The organism is uncultured Roseobacter sp., assembly GCF_947495275.1.
Taxonomy (GTDB): Bacteria; Pseudomonadota; Alphaproteobacteria; order Rhodobacterales; family Rhodobacteraceae; genus Roseobacter.
Genome location: NZ_CANLYL010000002.1, coordinates 620,665 through 640,275, shown reverse-complemented (window position 1 = coordinate 640,275; position 19,611 = coordinate 620,665). Strand labels below are relative to the sequence as shown.

General features: G+C 57.1%; 22 protein-coding genes. 11 read left to right on the top strand and 11 right to left on the bottom strand.

Annotation, left to right across the window (positions count from 1 at the left end):
• Nucleotides 1-33: 33 nt before the first annotated feature.
• The 5 genes from Q0802_RS06455 to rpiA form a co-directional block, all read right to left on the bottom strand.
• Nucleotides 34-237, bottom strand: a complete 204-nt coding sequence (locus Q0802_RS06455) for a DUF2065 domain-containing protein (RefSeq protein ID WP_298915235.1) — start codon at nt 235-237, stop codon at nt 34-36.
• A complete protein-coding gene (locus tag Q0802_RS06450; RefSeq protein WP_298915234.1) occupies nt 234-1,130 on the bottom strand; it encodes a protease modulator HflC in 897 nt (298 codons plus the stop codon). The genes Q0802_RS06455 and Q0802_RS06450 overlap by 4 nt, the downstream gene beginning before the upstream one ends.
• Nucleotides 1,130-2,287, bottom strand: coding sequence for an FtsH protease activity modulator HflK (hflK, locus tag Q0802_RS06445; protein ID WP_298915232.1), 1,158 nt, complete (start codon nt 2,285-2,287; stop codon nt 1,130-1,132). Before hflK ends, Q0802_RS06450 begins: the two co-directional genes overlap by 1 nt.
• 74 nt (nt 2,288-2,361) lie before the next feature.
• Nucleotides 2,362-3,819, bottom strand: a complete 1,458-nt coding sequence (locus Q0802_RS06440; protein WP_298915230.1) for an FAD-dependent oxidoreductase — start codon at nt 3,817-3,819, stop codon at nt 2,362-2,364.
• 100 nt (nt 3,820-3,919) lie between these two features.
• On the bottom strand, nt 3,920-4,708 hold the full coding sequence (gene rpiA, locus Q0802_RS06435) for a ribose-5-phosphate isomerase RpiA (RefSeq protein WP_298915228.1): 789 nt from the start codon (nt 4,706-4,708) through the stop codon (nt 3,920-3,922).
• A 193-nt stretch (nt 4,709-4,901) separates the two neighbouring features.
• Between rpiA and Q0802_RS06430 the strand changes: the two genes are divergently transcribed.
• From Q0802_RS06430 to Q0802_RS06420, 3 genes are all read left to right on the top strand, one after another.
• Nucleotides 4,902-5,594, top strand: coding sequence for a glutathione S-transferase family protein (locus Q0802_RS06430; protein ID WP_298915226.1), 693 nt, complete (start codon nt 4,902-4,904; stop codon nt 5,592-5,594).
• Nucleotides 5,594-6,967: an L-serine ammonia-lyase gene (locus Q0802_RS06425; RefSeq protein ID WP_298915224.1), complete on the top strand. Its 1,374-nt coding sequence runs from the start codon at nt 5,594-5,596 to the stop codon at nt 6,965-6,967. The genes Q0802_RS06430 and Q0802_RS06425 overlap by 1 nt, the downstream gene beginning before the upstream one ends.
• Before the next feature lie 61 nt (nt 6,968-7,028).
• Complete coding sequence (locus Q0802_RS06420) at nt 7,029-7,958, top strand: DMT family transporter (protein ID WP_298915222.1); 930 nt, start codon at nt 7,029-7,031, stop codon at nt 7,956-7,958.
• Here the strand turns inward: Q0802_RS06420 and Q0802_RS06415 are convergent.
• Nucleotides 7,861-8,583, bottom strand: a complete 723-nt coding sequence (locus tag Q0802_RS06415) for a thiamine diphosphokinase (RefSeq protein WP_298915220.1) — start codon at nt 8,581-8,583, stop codon at nt 7,861-7,863. The two genes, Q0802_RS06420 and Q0802_RS06415, sit on opposite strands and share 98 nt — an antisense overlap.
• A 138-nt stretch (nt 8,584-8,721) precedes the next feature.
• Between Q0802_RS06415 and Q0802_RS06410 the strand changes: the two genes are divergently transcribed.
• Nucleotides 8,722-11,007 (top strand): hypothetical protein, encoded by a 2,286-nt coding sequence (locus Q0802_RS06410; protein ID WP_298915217.1) that lies wholly within the window; start codon nt 8,722-8,724, stop codon nt 11,005-11,007.
• Nucleotides 11,008-11,065: 58 nt separating this feature from the next.
• On the opposite strand, the gene Q0802_RS06405 is transcribed toward Q0802_RS06410, so the two are convergent.
• Nucleotides 11,066-11,287: a DUF2842 domain-containing protein gene (locus Q0802_RS06405; RefSeq protein ID WP_298915214.1), complete on the bottom strand. Its 222-nt coding sequence runs from the start codon at nt 11,285-11,287 to the stop codon at nt 11,066-11,068.
• 10 nt (nt 11,288-11,297) lie between these two features.
• A complete protein-coding gene (locus Q0802_RS06400) occupies nt 11,298-12,590 on the bottom strand; it encodes an adenylosuccinate synthase (RefSeq protein WP_298915212.1) in 1,293 nt (430 codons plus the stop codon).
• Between the two features lie 173 nt (nt 12,591-12,763).
• On the opposite strand from Q0802_RS06400, the gene Q0802_RS06395 reads away from it, so the two are divergent.
• Complete coding sequence (locus tag Q0802_RS06395) at nt 12,764-13,159, top strand: DUF6524 family protein (protein ID WP_298915210.1); 396 nt, start codon at nt 12,764-12,766, stop codon at nt 13,157-13,159.
• 75 nt (nt 13,160-13,234) lie between these two features.
• Entirely contained in the window at nt 13,235-13,453 is a 219-nt protein-coding gene (locus Q0802_RS06390) for a hypothetical protein (RefSeq protein ID WP_298915208.1), read from the top strand.
• On the opposite strand, the gene Q0802_RS06385 is transcribed toward Q0802_RS06390, so the two are convergent.
• Genes Q0802_RS06385 through nthA form a run of 3 tightly spaced genes read right to left on the bottom strand, consistent with a single transcriptional unit; the run spans nt 13,450 to nt 15,040 of the window.
• Nucleotides 13,450-13,764 (bottom strand): nitrile hydratase accessory protein, encoded by a 315-nt coding sequence (locus tag Q0802_RS06385; protein WP_298915293.1) that lies wholly within the window; start codon nt 13,762-13,764, stop codon nt 13,450-13,452. The genes Q0802_RS06390 and Q0802_RS06385 overlap by 4 nt on opposite strands.
• Entirely contained in the window at nt 13,761-14,432 is a 672-nt protein-coding gene (gene nthB / locus Q0802_RS06380; RefSeq protein WP_298915205.1) for a nitrile hydratase subunit beta, read from the bottom strand. The genes Q0802_RS06385 and nthB overlap by 4 nt, the downstream gene beginning before the upstream one ends.
• The gene (gene nthA / locus Q0802_RS06375; protein ID WP_298915202.1) at nt 14,429-15,040 is read right to left on the bottom strand and encodes a nitrile hydratase subunit alpha; all 612 of its coding nucleotides are present in this window, start codon (nt 15,038-15,040) and stop codon (nt 14,429-14,431) included. The genes nthB and nthA overlap by 4 nt, the downstream gene beginning before the upstream one ends.
• 321 nt (nt 15,041-15,361) lie before the next feature.
• Here nthA and secG point away from each other — a divergent pair, with 321 nt between their 5' ends.
• The 5 genes from secG (at nt 15,362) to Q0802_RS06350 (ending at nt 19,596) form a co-directional block, all read left to right on the top strand.
• Nucleotides 15,362-15,727, top strand: a complete 366-nt coding sequence (secG, locus tag Q0802_RS06370; protein ID WP_298915199.1) for a preprotein translocase subunit SecG — start codon at nt 15,362-15,364, stop codon at nt 15,725-15,727.
• A gap of 174 nt (nt 15,728-15,901) precedes the next feature.
• Nucleotides 15,902-17,548, top strand: a complete 1,647-nt coding sequence (locus tag Q0802_RS06365; protein ID WP_298915196.1) for a CTP synthase — start codon at nt 15,902-15,904, stop codon at nt 17,546-17,548.
• A 110-nt stretch (nt 17,549-17,658) separates the two neighbouring features.
• Nucleotides 17,659-18,441 carry a 23S rRNA (adenine(2030)-N(6))-methyltransferase RlmJ gene (gene rlmJ, locus Q0802_RS06360; protein WP_298915193.1) on the top strand — a complete coding sequence of 261 codons (783 nt, stop codon included), beginning with the start codon at nt 17,659-17,661 and terminating at the stop codon, nt 18,439-18,441.
• 72 nt (nt 18,442-18,513) lie between these two features.
• Nucleotides 18,514-19,152 (top strand): hypothetical protein, encoded by a 639-nt coding sequence (locus Q0802_RS06355; protein ID WP_298915190.1) that lies wholly within the window; start codon nt 18,514-18,516, stop codon nt 19,150-19,152.
• A gap of 6 nt (nt 19,153-19,158) precedes the next feature.
• The gene (locus tag Q0802_RS06350; RefSeq protein ID WP_298915188.1) at nt 19,159-19,596 is read left to right on the top strand and encodes a TerB family tellurite resistance protein; all 438 of its coding nucleotides are present in this window, start codon (nt 19,159-19,161) and stop codon (nt 19,594-19,596) included.
• Nucleotides 19,597-19,611 lie beyond the last annotated feature (15 nt).

Here is a 19,611-nt window from a genome sequence, read left to right as displayed (position 1 = left end):
TTAGTAAATTTGTGAACATTTGTCGCAATGCCATCACATAAAACCGGCGCCAAGCCGCCAGGCGAACCAGACAAGGATCAATCCGGTGACGATGATCAGCAACCCGATCTGGCGAACGGCCGCCTCTGGCAAACTCCGCAAAGCTTCCAGCATACGTTCAATAAGCGAAGGGGCCAGCGCATAGGCCAGCCCCTCCACAATCATTACCAGCCCAAGCGCCAGCAGCAGCGTGCTCACCGCTCGCCCTCTTCTGAACGGGAACCCTGGTCCGACCGAAGATAGTTGAAGAACTCCGAGTCGGGCGACAGGACCATTGTTGAGTTGGTGCCTTTCAGCGCGCGTTCATAGGCCGTCAGCGACCGGTAGAATTCGAAGAATTCCGGATCCGCGCCAAAGGCCTCCGCAAAAATCGCGTTCCGCTCAGCATCGGCCTGCCCGCGAATGATATCCGCCTCCCGGGTCGCATCAGAGGTCAGTTCCACCACCGTACGATCCGCCAGGGCGCGGACACGTTGTGCTGCCTCTTCACCACGCGCGATCTCATCAGCCGCCTCGCGTTCGCGTTCCGCCCGCATCCGCGCAAACGTCGCATCAAGGTTTTGTTCAGGCAGGTTGGTCTGTTTAAGACGTACGTCCACAACTTCGAGACCCAGAGGCAAAGCCCGCTGCCGCGCTTGTGCCGTGATCCGTGCCATCAATTCAGCCCGATCCGCCGAAAGGATCGTATTGGACGTCACACCATCAGAACCCAGAACGGCCCGGATGGTTGGGTTCAGGATACCCTCGAGCCGGTCTTCAGCAGCCCGCAATCCGCCAACGCCAACCGCCTGGCGGAACTGGGTTACATCGGAGATACGATAGCGCGCGAAGGCATCGACAACCAGACGACGGTCGTCGGATGGCGTTACTTCGGTCACTTCAGTATCCAGCGACAGAATACGGTCGTCATAGCGTACGACTTCTTGAATCAACGGGATTTTAAAAGCTAACCCCGGATTTTCCTTGACCGACTTGATCTGACCAAATTGTAGCACAAGCGCTTTTTCCCGCTCGTCCACGATAAAGACCGAGCTCAAAACTCCGACAAGTGCAACAACGACAATGGGTATCAGGAATTTACCAGCACGCATCAGTTTGACCCTCCTGCAGCGCCGCGGCGCAATTCATTGAGAGGCAGGTAAGGCACGACACCTTGTCCGCCCGAGCCACCCAGATCGCTTTCCAGGATGATCTTGTCCACATCGCCGAAGACTTTCTCCATCGTTTCCAGGTAAAGCCGCTTGCGCGTAACGTCGGGTGCCTTCAGATATTCTTCCAGTACGGAGGTAAACCGCGCGGCTTCACCCGTTGCCTCGTTCACCTGTTGCGCCCGGTAGGCTTCGGCCTGTTCCAACTGGCTTGCCGCTTCACCGCGCGCACCCGCTGTCACCTGGTTGGCATAGGCATCGGCCTGACGTTCCAGCCGGTCACGTTGTTGCTCTGCCGCCTGGACCTCGCGGAAACTGTCGATCACCTCTCGCGGCGGGTCCGCCTTGTCGAGGTTGAGCCGCACGATGTTCACGCCGCTGTCGTAGGCATTGAGTGTGCCTTGAATGAGTTGCTGCGCCTCATCGGCAATGACCTGACGGTCCCGGTTGAGAATCGGAGCCAGCTCGTTGCGTGCAATCACTTCGCGCATCGCAGATTCCGACACCGCGCGAATGGTCTCGCGCGCCTCTGCCAGATTGAATAGATATTTTGCGGGATCGTTGATGTTCCAGACAACCTGGAAATCGATGTCGATGATGTTTTCATCCGTGGTCAGCATCAACCCGCTGTCTGTCCGCTCCCCGATATCTTCGGTCTGTTCTCGGGTAACCGGCAAGACTTCGGCTGTGACCAGCGGCCATGGGGCAAAATTCAGACCCGAGTTTCCTGTGGCATAGTATTCGCCAAGAAAGAGCTCAACCGACTGCTCTTCCGGTGCCACGGTATAAAAGCTCGCCATCCCCCAAAGGATGAGTGCACCCAGAACACCGAGCCCGATTGTTCCACGGGTAAAGGCCGGGCCATTTCCATTTCCCCCGCGACCACCGCCGCCACCGGGGCCTCCGCCCTTGCCGCCCATCAGGACCCGCAGACGCTCCTGACCTTTCTTGACCAGCTCGTCAATTTCCGGGATTTGCCCCCCATCACCGCGAGGGCCCCGAGGACCTCCGCCATTATTGCCGCGGTTTCCGCCGCCGGGTCTGTCGTCATCGGAATCTCCGCCGCCGCCGCCCCAGGGGCCGCCATTATTGCCAGCCATTCAGTCTCTTTCCCTCCTAAATCGCTCAGATATGCGATTAATTTCAGTCATAGGTACGCTAGGTTGCGCGGAATTCAAGCCGTCCGCATCGGTGTTCGCATTGTCACCATCTCTTCGGACATTGTGGGATGGACCGCAACTGTCCGATCGAAATCTTCCTTGGTGGCGCCCATTTTGATCGCAACGCCGGCCATCTGTATCATCTCGCCCGCGCCGGGTGCTACGATATGACATCCAAGGACCTTTCGTGTCGCCGTGGAAACCACCAGCTTCATCAATACCCGATCAGGGCGTCCGGCAAAGGCGGTTTGCATCGGCCGGAACGACGTGCAGTAAACCTCCACCGGTTCACGGTCGCGCGCATCCTCTTCGCTGAGGCCGACAGTCCCCATTTCCGGTTGGGTAAAGATTGCTGACGGGATCAGATCGTGATCCACGGGCGTCGGCACACCCTTGAAAACGGTCTCCACAAACGCCATGCCTTCGCGGATGGCCACAGGTGTCAGGTTCACCCGGTTGGTCACATCCCCGATCGCATAGATCGATGGCACAGATGTCTGGCTATATTCATCGACCACGATCTCGCCCCGGCGGCCGAGCTTCACACCCACCTCTTCCAATCCCATGTCGTGGGTATTCGGGTCTCTGCCTGTGGCGAAAAGCACCATGTCGAACTCGCCTTCCGCCCCGGTCGTCGATTTGACCCAGATCGGACCATCCGCCGCCTCATCGCCCTTGCGCATCTGCGCCATTTCGACGCGTTCCTGGGCAGTTCCGCCCATAGCGCCGGTTTCGCCTGAACTGCGGTCCTCGCTGGCAGGTGCCATTTCGAGAATATTGGTGCCCACATGCAGATTGATGCCGCGCTCGCGCATGGATTCGGCAACCAACCCGCGTGCCTCTTCATCAAATCCCCGCAGAATCTGTGCCCCACGATAGTATTGGGTCACCTTGACGCCCAGACCGTTCATGATGCCGGCAAACTCACAAGCAATATAGCCGCCGCCCACGATGAGCAGCGATTTCGGCATTTTCTCGAGGTGGAAAATATCGTCAGAGACAATCCCCAGATGCGCATTCGGCATCTGCGGGCGCACAGGGTGCCCGCCGGTCGCCACGAGAATATGTTTCGCGGTTTTCTTTTCACCGGTCGACAGGGTGATTTCATGTGGGCCGGAAACCGAGGCGCGGGCATCGAAGGTATCAACCCCGGAGCCCTTGAGAAGGTTGCGATAGACCTGTTCCAGCCGGTCCAGTTCATCACCCAGGCGTTTGCGGAAAGACGGCCAGTCAAATGGCCCTTGTTTGAGGCTCCACCCGTAGGATTGCGCGTCTTCGACAACATCTGCGTATTCGCTTGCAAAAACCATGAGTTTCTTTGGCACGCATCCGCGGATCACGCAGGTTCCGCCATAGCGATCATCTTCGGCAAGCCCGACTTTCGCACCGACCTCACCAGCTGCGACGCGAGCGGCGCGTACTCCTCCGGAGCCGCCGCCAATCACAAAGAGATCGTAGTCAAAATCACTCATGGGGGCGGCCTTTCGAAGTATTCAGATTAGTTGTGTCGTCTATATATGCGCGGGCATTGCATTTACCACCTTCCGCGCGGAGGGGCGTGTGGCGTTTCCGTCAGTCTGTCAAATCCGCAAAAAGATTATCGCTTTCGACGAAGTCCAGCCGTTCGGTTGCGATGGTGCCTTCACTGATGTCACGCACTTCAACCTTGCCGTCGCCATAGCCCACAACAACCCGGTCGCAGATGTCAATGAAGAGACCGTTTTCAACCACACCCGGCATCTGGTTCAGCACCAGCGCCAGTTGCCGGGCATTGCCGATACGTTTGACGTGCAGATCAATGATGTGGTTGCCCTCGTCCGTGATGAAAGGCACCTCTCCGTTCATGCGCAGGGTACTGTCGCGGCCCAGCACATCCATCGAAACAAGCGTTTCCTCAACCAGTGCCTGCGTGGTTTGCCAGCCGAAGGGGATCACCTCCACCGGCAAGGGGAACGCACCAAGTGTCTCAACTTCCTTGCCGACATCGGCAATCACAATCATCTGGTCAGAAGCGGTCGCCACGATCTTTTCCTGAAGCAATGCACCGCCGCCACCCTTGATCAGGTTGAGCTGACCGTCGAATTCATCGGCGCCGTCTATGGTGATGTCCAGCCATTTGGCTTCGTCCAATGAGACCACTTCGATGCCAACCTCCCGCGCCAGGGTCGCCGTGCGCGTTGACGTCGGCACCCCCTTGATACGCAGCCCGTTGTCCCGAACCATTTCGCCTAGACACCGCACCAGCCATGCGGCTGTAGAACCTGTCCCCAATCCAACTCGCATGCCGCTTTCCACAAATTGCGCCGCGCGTTTGGCGGAGACGAACTTGGCTTTGTCGATGGGTGAAAGTTCTGAGGTCATCGGCAGGTTCCTTGGACAGCGTTTGCCTGCCTTATAGGAAACCTCGCAGGCGGGTGCGAGGGCTGATTTCACTTCAACTAAGCAGCCTGACAGCCGCGGGTGCACTGCCTGAACCGGATTGCTGCGCAAAACCCATATAAAAACGTCGCATTTCCCGCAACATGTCACGGGGAATCAGCATAGCACACTCAACATGACCAATGTCTGTTACATATTGCACTATGCGCCCGACAATGCCTCTTTGGGTGTTCGGCTTGCCTTGGAAGAATTGCGCCTGAATTACCGCGCCGCACTGGTTGATCGCCGACTTCAGGCTCAACGATCACCGGACTATCTGGATTTGAATCCCAATGGCCTGATCCCCGTTCTTGAAACCCCGCAGGGTCCGATATTCGAAACCGCTGCCATCCTGCTCTGGTTGGCCGATCAGCATGGCGGCTTGGCACCGGCGGCAAACGCAGTAAATCGCGCCGAATTGCTAAAATGGCTGTTCTTTTTATCAAACACGCTGCACCCCGCGCTGAGGACATTGTTTTACCCCGAAAAATACATCGGCCCGAATCCTGACCATCAGTTGCTTTTGCAAAACCATGCACGCGCTGATATTTTGCGACATCTCGGCACGCTTGACGCGCATTGGCGTCAAACCGATGTGCCGCTTCTGCTAAATCTCTATCTGGCCCCGATGTTACGCTGGATTCAGCTTTATCCCGCCGCATCGGACAAGACCTGGTTTGACCTTTCCTCACTGCCCGCATTACACCGCATGGCAGAACGACTTGAGACACGCAAAAGCGTCGTCACCGCCCAGACCGCCGAAGGGTTGGGCCACCGACCATTCACAGCGCCCCGCGCCCCTTGTCCACCTGAAGGAAGTGCCACCTGATGTTCCTCTCTGTTTTCGACATGTTCAAAGTGGGCATTGGCCCGTCGTCCTCTCATACAATGGGACCGATGGTTGCCGCCGCGCGCTTTCTTGACGAGATGCGCGCCTCACCCTTTGCATTTCATGGACTGCGCGCTTCCCTGCATGGCTCGCTTGCATTTACCGGTGTCGGCCACGCGACGGATCGTGCGACCATTCTCGGATTGGCCGGTTTCGTCCCCGATACCTATGACGCGGAAAAAGCGGAAAAAGTGCTCGCCGAAATCAAGGCCAGCGGAAAAATTCGTCCTGAGGGATTACCCGAGCTGTCCTTTGATCCTGATCGCGACTTGCTCTTTGATTTTGACACCGTGTTGGAAGGCCATGCCAACGGCATGATGCTGATGGCAACGGATGCGCAAGGCGACGTAACCCTGCGTGAAACCTATTACTCCATTGGCGGGGGCTTTGTGATGACCGAGGCCGAGCTGGCCGACGGCAAGGACACCGAAGAAGGCCCGCCCATTCCCTTTCCTTTTAAGTCTGCTGCGCAAATGCTTGAAATGTCGGCGGCTTCGGGGCGCTCCATTGCAGAAATGAAGCGGTCGAATGAAGCCGCACGCGGTGGTGTGGAAAACCTCAAGTCCGGGACCAAACGTCTTTGGCAGGTTATGAATGATTGCATCAACCGGGGACTGACCACAGATGGTATTCTCCCGGGCGGACTATCCGTCAAGCGCCGCGCCAAGGGCATCTACGACAAGCTATTGGAAGAGCGCGGAATGAACCTGACGGCGCCACACACCATCAACGATTGGATGAGTGTCTATGCGATGGCTGTAAACGAAGAAAATGCGGCCGGAGGTCAGGTTGTAACCGCGCCCACAAACGGCGCGGCGGGTGTTTTGCCCGCCACCCTTCGTTACTATCTGGATCATGTTCCTGGTGCATCCGAGGCCCATGTCGAAGAATTTCTGCTGACGGCCGCCGCAATCGGTGGACTGGTGAAATTCAATGCTTCCATATCCGGTGCCGAAGCCGGCTGTCAGGCCGAGGTCGGCTCCGCCTCCGCCATGTCCGCCGCCGGGCTTTGCGCGGTGATGGGTGGCACGCCTGAGCAGGTGGAAAACGCGGCAGAGATCGCCCTGGAGCACCATTTGGGCATGACATGTGACCCGGTCAAAGGACTGGTGCAGGTGCCGTGCATCGAACGCAACGGCCTGGGGGCAATCAAGGCGGTTTCCGCAGCCTCGCTCGCCTTGCGCGGAGACGGGACACATCTTGTGCCACTTGACGCCTGTATTGAGACAATGCGTCAGACCGGTGCCGATATGTCAGAGAAATACAAGGAGACCTCTTTGGGGGGATTGGCCGTAAATGTGCCAAACTGCTAAAAGTTGAGTCCTCTCCGAAGCTGTTCTTGCATTGATTGAGTGGCCCATTTAAGTTCGGCCAATGGCCGTAGACCGTCCCCTCCTTGGCATCATGCTGATGCTTGGATTTTGCGTCATCGCACCCGTTGGTGACGCAATTGCCAAGATTCTGGGCGAGACCGTTCCCGTCGGGCAATTGGTTCTGGTGCGATTCGCCATTCAGGCCGTCATACTGATCCCGATGGTCTGGATCACACACCGCGCCTGGCGCATGTCACGCCGTGTTTTCACGCTGACCCTGATTCGAACGGTTTTGCATATATTTGGCATTGGCGCGATGGTAACCGCGTTGAAGTTCCTGCCGCTGGCAGATGCCATCGCCATCGCCTTTGTCATGCCCTTTATGATGTTGTTGCTCGGCAAATATGCTTTGCACGAAGAAGTCGGGCCGCGCCGGTTGATCGCCTGCATCATCGGATTTATCGGTACGCTCTTTGTTGTTCAGCCCAGCTTTACCGCCGTGGGCTGGCCCGCCCTCCTGCCGCTGGCGGTGGCGGCAAACTTCGCGTTGTTCATGCTTGTGACGCGCCAGATCGCCAAGGAAACCGACCCCATCAGTTTGCAGGCGATCAGCGGCACAATGGCCGTGATCGTCATGCTGCCCATCCTGTTTCTGTTTCAGGGGTCGTCTTACGGGCAACTGCAACTGGTGCAGGTCAGCAGTTTTGACTGGACGCTGTTGATCAGCATCGGGATTCTGGGCACCGCCGCCCATCTGCTGATGACGTGGTCATTGCGATACGCGCCCTCCGCCACGGTGGCCCCGATGCAGTATCTGGAGATTCCGTTTGCCACCGTGATCGGTTTCATCGTTTTTGGAGACTTGCCCAACACACTTGCCTCGATTGGCATTTTCATAACGATGGCGGCGGGTCTTTATATCGTTCTGCGCGAGCGGGCCAGCGCGCGTGCTCTGGCAGCGCAACGAGTTTCTGTGCAACCGGCCGAATAAGCTCTCGCGGCAAAATACATAGAAGTGACGGGGCATCGACCTCCAGGACCAAATCTCCAGTCGCCCTGTTGGACGTACCTGACGTGCCGGTTGGCGAAAATGTCAGCCCGTCTATCGGCCATTCCAGCCCCTCAGATCGTCCGTGAACTTCACCCATGGGAAACAGGGACACCCGTGTTCCCGCCGATACGTCCAATTCAAAGACCCGTGGACACAAAAAGATCACATCCCGGTCGCTGAGTATCAAACACGGCCTGTCTGGCCGCATCACTAGTGTGTGTAATGACGCCAATTGATGGTCAACCCGGCGCCCCATGAAACCCACCGCCAGAACCAGCGACGTTTCAATATGACGAAGCGCCTTGTCAAAATCCGTGCTCATCTGTTCGGGTATCCGGTGAAACTTCGAAGATGGGATGCGCCTGCGCGCAGCTTCCGAAATCGAATCCATGTCGCCGATTACCGCAGAGAGCTCCACCCCGGCCGCAAGGGCGACATCTGCGCCGCTGTCCGCTGCAACGCATGTCGGTGCGATGTCCAGAGCCAGTTGCAAATCGTCTTTTCCAACGGCCCCACCTCCAACTAAAGTAACTGGCTCCAATTTGTGTATAATTTTATTATTCACCTAAGTTTAATGTCCTTTTTGGAAACAGAACACATTGTTGCCATGAAATGATACCGTAATGAGCACAGATTCGCGCCGCTTTGGACTTTCCACGTATGGTAAACAGTTTGTTGAAATCACGCAGAGGACGAGCATCCGATGATGAATAACAACAAGATCCTGACAGTCTCCTATGGAACCTTTTCCTGCACTCTGGAGGGTTTTGACGACTCTTTCGACACAATGAAAGCCATTGCAGAGTATTTTCGCGATTTAGCTTCGGACGACAGGTATTTTGGTGCAGAGCCTCCTCAGCCAGACGCTGAGATGTTGGCAAGGATCGCCGAGCGGGAAGTTGCCCGCCGGGTTGAGGCGCGTGAACATGATGGCCGCATCATGTTGAAAGCGCATGATGAAGCCGTCGCCGTGGACACCAAACCGACACAGGAACCACAACCCGTGCCCGCTGCTACTGCCGCGGTGGCCGCCGCGTCAGAGCAGCCGGAACCAGAACAGATATCTGAGCCAGTGCAGACGCAAGAAGATGAACTGGCGGCGGAAACGATCGCTGAAGAGGCGCGTCCTGCGGAGCCCGAAACCCAGGAAATGCTGGAGGCGGAAACTCCGGCCGACGAACCGACGCAAGAGCAGCACCCCATGATTGAAAGCGACGAACCGGTCGCTCAGGAAGAACAGCCCGAACCGTCAGAGTCTGCCGAAGAGGCCGAACTGGCCGAGCCTGTGGCAGATGACACGCAAGACGTAAGCTCACAGCAGGAAGAAAATGAAACCCTGTCCGCAGACGAGGCGATTTCACCCGAGGCGCCAACCGTTGCCGAAGAAGATTGGGCCGAAGACAATGAAGTGTCGCATGACGATCCCGCTGAGGGTGTTGTCGCTCAGGATACGGCGTTGAGTGCTGAGGCATTTTTTGCCGACAGCCCCAGCTTCGAAGAAGTCGAGACCGAGATCGAAGAGGATGTTGTTGAGGTACCGGACAGCTTCGATGCGACCCCTGCATTTGCTGAACCCGTAGATGCCCCCAAAGCGGCGGCAGAAAGCATCGCAGCCAAGCTTCAACGCATTCGCGAAGTGGTTTCGCAGCAGGATGATACCGCGGCGAGCGCAGAATATGACGAGGATGAGGCAGCAGGTGATGCAGACACCACCGCCGTTGATTTCCTGGATATGCCCTTCGAGGAGGCAATCGGATACGCCGAGAACCACGATTCAGAAGAGACGCCGACCGACACCACACTTAGCGACGCTGCTCAGGAAATCGAAGAGGCGCTGGACGTCGATGACCAGATCGCGACCGCGGCGGAGAACGCCGCGGATGACGAGGAAGACGAGCTCTCCAACATCCTGAGCCGTATTGAGGCAAACACATACGAGCCCGAAGAGGTGGATTCCGAGAACCTGCTGGACGCGGATGACGAGCCTGCTGACATCGATGAAGAGGTTGGTAACCTGTTTGACGCCGATACGCTTGATGAAGATGTCATGGCAGTGGAAGAGGCCGCGCAAAGCTTACAGGACCATGCGGAAGACACCGAAGAGATGCAGACGGTTCACGGCCGCGTTCTGAAAGTTAATCGCGCCGATCTCGAAGCCGCGCTCGAATCCGGTGATCTTGAAGAGTTTGATACAGAAGATGAGGCGATCCTGTCACCGGAAGAGGAAGCGGACCTGCAGCGTGAACTTAGCGCCGTGACTGGGGATTTGGAGGAAGACACGCCTGAAAATGCGACGGCGCGCGATAACCTGCCAAGCATTGACGAGGGCAGCAGCGAAGATCTGTCGCGCCTTATGGCCGAAGCGGATCAGCAAATGGAAGAACCCGAGGGTGCGACACGGCGCAGCGCGTTTGCGCATCTGCGCGCAGCCGTCGCCGCCCGATTTGCCGACAAGTCGATGGGCCGGCAAGAAACAGAGGAAGAGACAACCAAGGAATATCGCAACGATCTTGCTGAAGTTGTTCGGCCGCGGCGCCCGGTTGCATCGGGCAGCCGCACGGAGCGCCCGTCCGATGCGCGCCCGGCGCCGCTGAAACTCGTTGCAGAACAACGCATCGATGCAGAAGCGCTCCGCGACAATGGTCCGGTCATGCCGCGCAGAGTTGAAGCGACGCTCGATTCGGATCTCGATATGGAAGGCGACACCGGGTTTGCCGAATTCGCGCAGGAAGTCGGAGCGACAAAGTTGCCGGAATTGCTGGAGGCCGCCGCGGCATACCTGTCATTTGTGGAAGGCCGGGAACAGTTTTCTCGCCCGCAATTGATGACGCGTGTACGCCAGGCAGATTGCGGTGAATTCACGCGTGAAGATGGCCTTCGTTCCTTTGGACAGCTGCTGCGGTCAGGCAAGATCGAAAAGATCAAGGGCGGCCGCTTTGCAGCATCCGAGGCAATTGGCTTTAGGCCCGATGAACGCGCCGCGAGCTAATATCCCGGCAGCGGGTTGAACAGGCGGGCATCGAAGCCCGCCTTTTTCATGTCAATTGTTAGTCCGTTTTATCGGGATCAGATTGCCCGATCCCTTTAAAAATGAATTTGAAAGGCAGCGCCCAGATGATGCCCAGCGCAACATAGACAATGAGCTCGACGAGGATCGACGGCCGGTCCAACCAATTCACGACCGTGACCGACGCGACAATATAGGCAGGCAATCCAACTAACAGGATCAGCAGGGCAAGGCGTCGACGGGCTTTGTAGCTGACAGTCATTCTGACCTTCTCAATCGGCGAAAGGATCCGTCACAAGAATTGTATCCTCGCGTTCGGGCGATGTAGAGAGTAGCGCGACCGGGCAGTTGATCAACTCCTCGACGCGACGCACGTATTTGATCGCATTTGCCGGAAGATCAGCCCAGCTGCGCGCACCTTCGGTGGATTCGTGCCATCCCGGCATTTCTTCGTAAATGGGCGTGCAACGCGCCTGATGGTCGGCAGCTATGGGCAAATAATCCACGCGTTTGCCATCCAGTTCGTAACCAACGCAGATTTTCAACGTGTCAAATCCATCGAGCACGTCAAGCTTGGTAAAAGCAATTCCGTTCACGCCCGAAGTCGCACATGTCTGACGCACGAGAACGGCGTCGAACCAACCACAGCGGCGCTTGCGGCCGGTCACAGTCCCGAATTCGTGACCTCGTTCCCCCAGTCGTTGACCGTCCGCGTCATCAAGTTCGGCTGGAAACGGCCCCTCGCCCACACGGGTCGTGTAAGCCTTTACGATGCCAAGCACAAAGTCGATGGAGCCGGGGCCAATGCCCGTGCCGGTTGCGGCTTGCCCGGCGATCACATTGGACGAGGTTACAAAGGGGTAAGTGCCAAAATCAATATCCAGCAGCGCCCCCTGAGCGCCTTCAAACAGGATGCGTTTTCCTGCTTTTCGCTTTTCGTTCAGGACCTTCCAGACAGGTGCCGCATACTCCAGAACGACAGGCGCAATGGCGCGCAGTTTTTCAAGCAATGCAGCACGGTCCACCGGTTCAAGCCCCAACCCCCGACGCAGCGCATCATGGTGCACTAGCGCGCGATCAACCCGCAGTTCAAGCGTTGCCTCATCCGCCAGATCAGCAACACGCACGGATCTGCGCCCCACCTTATCTTCATAGGCAGGGCCAATCCCCCGGCCGGTCGTGCCAATTTTGGCCACCGAGTTCTGCGCTTCACGGGCCCGGTCCAGCTCTCCGTGGATGGGCAGAATCAGCGGCGTGTTTTCAGCGATCATCAGAGTATCCGGCGTGATCTCCACACCCTGATTACGCAAACCTTTGATCTCACTGTCCAAATGCCAAGGGTCCAGCACAACCCCGTTGCCGATGACGCTGAGTTTTCCTCCTCGCACGATACCGGAAGGCAGCAAACTCAGTTTGAAAACCTCACCGTCAATGACCAGCGTGTGACCCGCATTGTGCCCCCCCTGAAAACGGGCGATCACATCTGCCCGCTCCGAGAGCCAGTCCACGATCTTGCCTTTTCCTTCATCGCCCCACTGAGCGCCGACAACGACAACATTTGCCATGGCTGGTCCTTTTTGATGTGCCTCAAACCCGCGCTGGTATAGCGGCGACATTGCAAAGGCGAAACCGGAAAATGCGCCCCTTGAACAATGAAGCTTGCCTGCCCCCCATAGACATTCCTTCGCAACTCCGGATATTTTCCTGCGTTGCAGGTGAAAGAGCGGAGAGCGTAGCGATGGGATTTCTGACGAGGTGGTTTTTCGCCTTCACGTTACTGGCTTTGACCTTTAACCCAACCCAGTACAACTACGTAAACTGGGTCCGGGATTACGGGTCGATGAACCTGTCAATCGCCGTGTTGCTCGCGCTGATCCTCTGCGTCGGGTACATCATCTACCTTCGTGCTACTTTGCGCTCCATCGGGGCGGGCGGCATGGTCTTGGTTCTGGCGATTGTTGGCGCGCTGATCTGGGTGCTCTACGATCTTGGCGTATTGCGTCTGGACAACAAAAGCCTGAATGTTTGGCTTGGTCTTATCACCCTCTCTTTTGTGTTGGGTATCGGATTGAGCTGGAGCCACGTGCGGCGCGCAGTTTCCGGTCAATCCGATGTGGATGATATCGACGACTAGTGGCGGCCACCATCCAGCGCCATGTTCTGGTTGACGTCCGCGCATTGTGCTAAACCCTTGGAAATTGGATGTGTTATGTCGCGAAAACCAAAACGCCCGGAAGACTTTCAGAAGTTCTACTATGCCAAGGTGGGTCTTGGCGAAGGTTGCGGTTGCGCTGAGCGCGTCATCGACATGCACGAATTTGACCGGCTGGCCGGAAAACCAAAACGATGGGCCCCGCGTTTGCCACGCAAAGGCGTCTGGCGGCGGTTTATGAACAAAGCCGGCCTGACATCGCGGCCCAAGGTTTAGTCCGGCAGCTGAACGGGCGCGCCATGGGGCGTAGACAGATAAGCCTCTTCCCAGGCGCGCTTTGTCATCAAAACATCTTGGGTCTCGGCCATGCCCATGCTGGCGAGGAAATGTTCGAGGGTTTCCAGCCAGGCCGCGAAGTAATCATCACCGCCATCGAGCTCCCTGGCCAGGCCATGCTGTTTCAGCGTGGCTCCGAACCGGGTTGCCCAGTCGGGCCAGTCGAAATGTCCTGCCTCGTTCAAATGCACCGTTAGGGCGAAAACCTGTGCATGCCAGGGTTCTGAGAATTTGGGCTGCGGCTGCATCATGCCGGAGCCAGATAGCTTTGCCACAAATCCAAAACCACCTCATCGGCAGGATTTTCAGGATGTGCCCAAAGCTCCGATGCCGGAAAAGCCACCGCATAAAGCGGCTCCGGTGCTTCACCCAAACCATGCGCGGAACTATCCGGCAGAATATGAGTGCCATGGTAGCGTAGAATTCGACCGGTCGCACCGGCGGCATATGCAGGCAATCGTGTGTGCCCGCCGTCGACCAGAATATTTGCGGCCAAACGGCGGGTTTTCACCGCATCCCCCGCGTAGAATTTCGGAGCGATGTCACTGGGGCGATCAGCCGGTCCGCCTTTTGCCAGCACCGCCGGGACATTCTCGACCTTCAGCGTCGTGCCCGCCTTTGGACTTGGCACCGGGTCGCTTCCCGCCAGTTCCTCTACGCTGACCAATGCCTTGGCGACCAGCAGATCTGCCAATCCCGCCATCCATTTTTCGTAATAGGAAAAGCGTGCGTAATCTGTCGGCGCAAGCCTCTCGCGGGCGTGGCGGGACACATCGATATTCCAAGCACCATGAGCCCCGGCTGCAAGCGTCACGGCCAGCGCGCGCTTGTGCCATTCCTCGTGAAAGATGTCGCTTTCGGGCTCCGGGACAACTGGCCCGTCGCCATAACGCCCCCCCATGTCATGTGGGCGGCTCATGGGCTCACCGCCAGTCCCGTGCCGATCATACTGTCGCGCGTGATCAAGGCCATGAGGCCGCTTTCATCAAGCCCCTCGCTGCCTGCCGGGCGTTGCGGGATCACAAGATAACGAACTTCGGCGGTCGAGTCCCAGACACGAACGGCTGTGTTTTCAGGCAATGTGACCCCAAAATCCGACAAAACAGCGCGCGGTTCCCGCACGACCCGTGCCCGATAGGCGTCCGATTTGTACCAAGTTGGGGGAATGCCGAGCAGCGGCCAGGGATAGCAACTGCACAAAGTGCAAACGACCAGGTTATGAACCGCATCGGTATTCTCGACAGCAACCATATGTTCGCCTTGCCGACCATAATATCCGAGCTCAGCGACAACGGGCGTCGCATCCTTGAGTAACGCCGCTTTGAAATCCGCGTCCAGCCAGGCCCGCGCCACAACATGCGCCCCATTTCGCGGGCCAATCTTGTTTTCATAGGTATCTATAATCGCGTCGAGCGCTGCGGGGTCAATCAACCCTTTGCGCGACAGTATAGTCTCCAGTGCTTTGACGCGAAGCGCCGGATCAGGGGGGAGCAAACTATGCGGGTGGTCAGAATGGTCATGAGGCATGGGATAGTTTTGGTATGCAGGTTCCCGGTTGTCCAGCAGTTCTCAGCCTGAGTTATCCACAGCCCGGTTTTTTACCGCGATTTTTCCCGCAAAACGTGTTATGAGTCGGAACATGAAGTGAGTCTTCAGCGCCTCAATTCCAGGATAACCCTCTTAGTCTGCGCGCGAGAGAGAGTAGCTTCGACAGACCGTCGCCCGGATGATACGCAGGCGGCGGTCTTGACCTGTGCAAAGCGAGCGAATTCGAGGTAATCCTCCCTTGCGAGCCGGAGCAAACTTGCCTAGATACCCCCAGAGCCAATTCAAACCCGTAGGTCCTTAATGGAAAACGTCATCCTGATCGTCCATCTCATTCTGGCGCTGAGCCTGATCGCTGTCGTCTTGATGCAGCGCTCCGAAGGCGGCGGTCTTGGAATGGGCGGTGGTGGCGGTGGCGCCATGTCCGGGCGCGCAGCCGCAACTGCTCTGGGCAAACTCACATGGCTTCTGGCGATCGCGTTTATTGGCACCTCGATCACTTTGACCATTTTTGCGGCGGAAAATGCCTCCGGGTCTTCAGTTGTTGACCGGCTCGGCGTGACCCCGCCTGCGCTGAATGAGACCGCTACGCCAGCAGCACCTGACGGCGACACGCTCTTGCCGCCTTCCCCTGACAGCGACGTCCCTCTGGTACCACTCGCAGATTAAATCCTGACTACAACCCCTTGCGGATGTAAGAATTTTCGCAACATCATGTTGCGGTAAGCCTTGCCTTTGCACCCCGAATCCTGTTAGCCTTAAGTCCCGTGGACCTGCGTTTTTCGCAGTGATTTTGGACGGCTTTTCCACACTCCGCCTAGATGCACGGGAGCACATCAGACCATGGCACGTTATATCTTCATCACCGGCGGTGTTGTGTCGTCATTGGGGAAGGGCCTGTCCTCTGCGGCTTTGGGCGCCTTGCTGCAAGCCCGTGGCTTTTCCGTCCGCCTGCGCAAGCTCGATCCCTATCTGAACGTCGATCCAGGCACCATGTCGCCTTTCGAGCATGGCGAGGTTTTTGTGACGGACGACGGGGCAGAAACCGATCTTGATCTTGGTCACTATGAACGCTTCACCGGCGTGGCGGCCCGCAATAGCGATTCCGTCTCCTCAGGCCGTGTGTACTCAACTGTCCTCGAAAAAGAACGTCGCGGCGACTACCTGGGCAAAACCATTCAGGTCATCCCGCATGTGACAAATGAGATCAAAGCGTTTCTGGACGTTGGTGGAGATGAGGTGGATTTCATGCTTTGCGAGATCGGAGGCACCGTCGGCGATATCGAAGGCCTACCGTTCTTTGAAGCCATCCGCCAATTTGCGCATGACAAGCCCCGCGGGCAGTGCATCTTCATGCATTTGACACTGCTGCCCTATCTGGCCGCCTCCGGCGAATTGAAAACGAAACCCACGCAGCACTCCGTCAAGGAACTGCAAAGCATCGGGATAGCGCCAGATATTCTGGTGTGTCGGTCCGAACACCCGATCCCGGAGAAGGAACGCGAGAAGATAGCGCTCTTTTGCAACGTGCGCAAAGAGGCGGTTGTCGCGGCCTATGATCTCAAGACCATCTACGATGCGCCACTGGCTTATCATGAACAGGGCCTTGATCAGGCCGTTCTGGACGCTTTCAATATCTCTCCGGCACCAAAACCGGACCTGACCGTGTGGCGCGATGTGTCCGACCGCGTTCACAATCCCGAAGGTGAGGTGAAAATCGCCATCGTCGGCAAATACACGCAACTGGAAGACGCCTATAAATCCATTGCCGAAGCGCTGACACATGGTGGGATGGCCAACCGGGTCAAGGTGCGGGTCGAATGGGTCGATGCGGAGGTTTTCGATCAGGCCGATGACGTGGCGCCGCACCTGGAAGGGTTCCACGCGATCCTTGTACCCGGCGGGTTTGGCGAACGCGGAACCGAAGGCAAGATCAAGGCTGCCGAATTCGCCCGAACGCGTAAGGTACCCTATCTTGGCATTTGTCTGGGCATGCAGATGGCGGTGATCGAGGCGGCACGAAATGTGGCTGATATCAAGACCGCGGGGTCGGAAGAGTTTGACCATGAGGCCGGGAAAAAGCGCTTTGAACCAGTTGTTTACCACCTCAAGGAATGGGTTCAAGGCAATGCAAAAGTGTCACGCAAAGTGGGTGACGACAAAGGCGGCACCATGCGCCTGGGCGCTTACGACGCCGTTTTGAAAGAAGGCACGCGCGTGGCTGAAGTTTACGGGTCGCTGGCCATCGATGAACGCCATCGCCATCGCTACGAGGTCGATATCAAGTACCGGGATCAGCTGGAAAAGGCAGGGCTTTGTTTTTCAGGCATGTCCCCTGACGGCAAGCTGCCCGAAATTGTCGAATGGCCGGATCATCCTTGGTTTATTGGTGTGCAATTCCACCCTGAACTCAAATCAAAACCGTTTGATCCCCATCCGCTGTTCAAGGATTTCGTTCGGGCAGCTAAAGACATAAGCCGGCTGGTCTGAGTTTTTGCCGTCATCGCGAGATACCTCTCAATTTTCAGGATCATTCAGACGGGTCACGCAAAAATACAATATCCGTTGCACCTTTTTGACGTTCCGGTAGACACGGGCGCATGCTGAGCTATCAACACATCTACCACGCCGGAAACCTCGCAGACGTGCACAAACACGGCTTGCTGGCATGGATGCTTAAGTATCTGACACGCAAGGACAAACCACTCACATACATTGAGACACATGCCGGTCGCGCCCTTTACGATCTGGATGACCCGGCGGCGTTGAAAACCGGCGAAGCGCAGCAGGGCATCGCACAGACCGCAGACTGGTTTGCATCGGATCATCCCTTGAGGGAGGTGCTTTTGCGGACACGGCAGGTTCACGGGCCGCAAAGCTACCCCGGGTCTCCGCTGATCGCCGCCCAGTTGCTGCGCCCGGAAGACAAGATACATCTGGCAGAGCTGCATCCTGCTGAAAATGCCGCACTCGACTTCGCTCTCTCCGCCTATTCTGCAAAATGCTATCGCATGGACGGTTTTGAACTGGCGCATTCGCTGTGTCCACCGATGCCGCGGCGGGGGCTTTTGCTGATAGATCCGAGCTATGAAATAAAAGGGGACTACACGGACATCCCGGGCCATATCAAACGTATCACACGCGCCTGGAACGTCGGCGTCATCTGTCTGTGGTACCCCCTCCTGACCTCCGATGCCCACCGAGGAATGATCGACGACCTACAGAAGTCGTATCCAAAAGCCCTTCGACATGAAGTTACATTCGCGCCTGCGCGACCCGGTCACCGAATGATCGGTTCCGGCATGTTCATCATCAACCCTCCCTATGGCATGGAGGCTGAGGCTCGACGCCTGTCGGCTCGCTTTCAATCACTTCCGCAATAGCAAGGATCGAAGGCGCACTCGCGACTAGGCAGAAATCAATTTGCGTGCCAACATGTGCTTATGCGAATTGCCTTGGCGTTTATCCTACTGACCTTTGGCCGCGCCGCATTTGCCTGCGGCGCCGCAGTTTGTCTGGTCGATCCCGAAGAGCTGCAACTGACGCGTATCATCACTTTCGATGACACCCATTCGAGCCGGGGCCCCGGACATCTCGTTTCAGATCTGCTGGTGCTGGAAGGCGCTATTTTTGGCGAACGTTTTGCCGGGCAAAAAATTGAACCCGACGGCGATCACGATCAGATCGAAGGAAGAGCGTTGCCCCCTCTGACCGTGATGCCAGGTGCCGCTGGTCAGAACCTTTCCGTGGTCTTTTTGCAGGGGAACAATGTTTTGAACGGCTATGGCGTCGCTGGTTACCCCAAACGGCATGCACAAGGCGAAGGCGCGATTTCTTTTTTGTTTGATGACGATCAATCCGCGCTCTCGTTCCAGCTACGCGGTGGCGAAGCAGGTCAGGCCCGGGCCGTTTTCCTGCGGCGCGACGGGACAGTGATCATGACCATGGATCTGCCACCTGCCGGGGAACATGCCTTTGGCTTCATCCGGTCCACCGGAGAGGCCGATATCGCCGGTGTCGTGATTACCAATACCGATCCACAGGGGCTTGCCCTCGATAACCTCCGCTTCGGAAAAAACCGGGAACTTAGTTAAGCCCACATGTTTGAACGTCTCTTCCCCCGCAGAAAACCCGATCCAAAACCCCTGCCGCAACCGAATGCGCAACTGGCTCTTGGTGCGCTGCTTGTGCGCGTTGCCCTTGCAGACAAGAACTATCAGGCCTCAGAGGTCGGTCAAATCGACAAGATACTGGCCGCGACTTTTGACCTGAAACCACTGGAAGCCGCCAAGTTGCGCGCGACCTGCGAGGCCCTTGAACGTCATGCGCCGGGTACGCCGGAGTTCGCCCAAATTCTGCGCGATGAGGTCGCCTACAGCGACCGTAGGGCGCTCGCGGATGCCATGTGGTCCGTCGCCTTAGCCGATGGTGAACGCGACGAAGGCGAAGAACTGCAATTGCTGGCCATTGAAACAGCATTGGGGTTGACCGATGCCGACATCGTTGCTGCCCGCCAAAACGCACTAGAGCGAAAGTGATATTGGCAGCGGCAC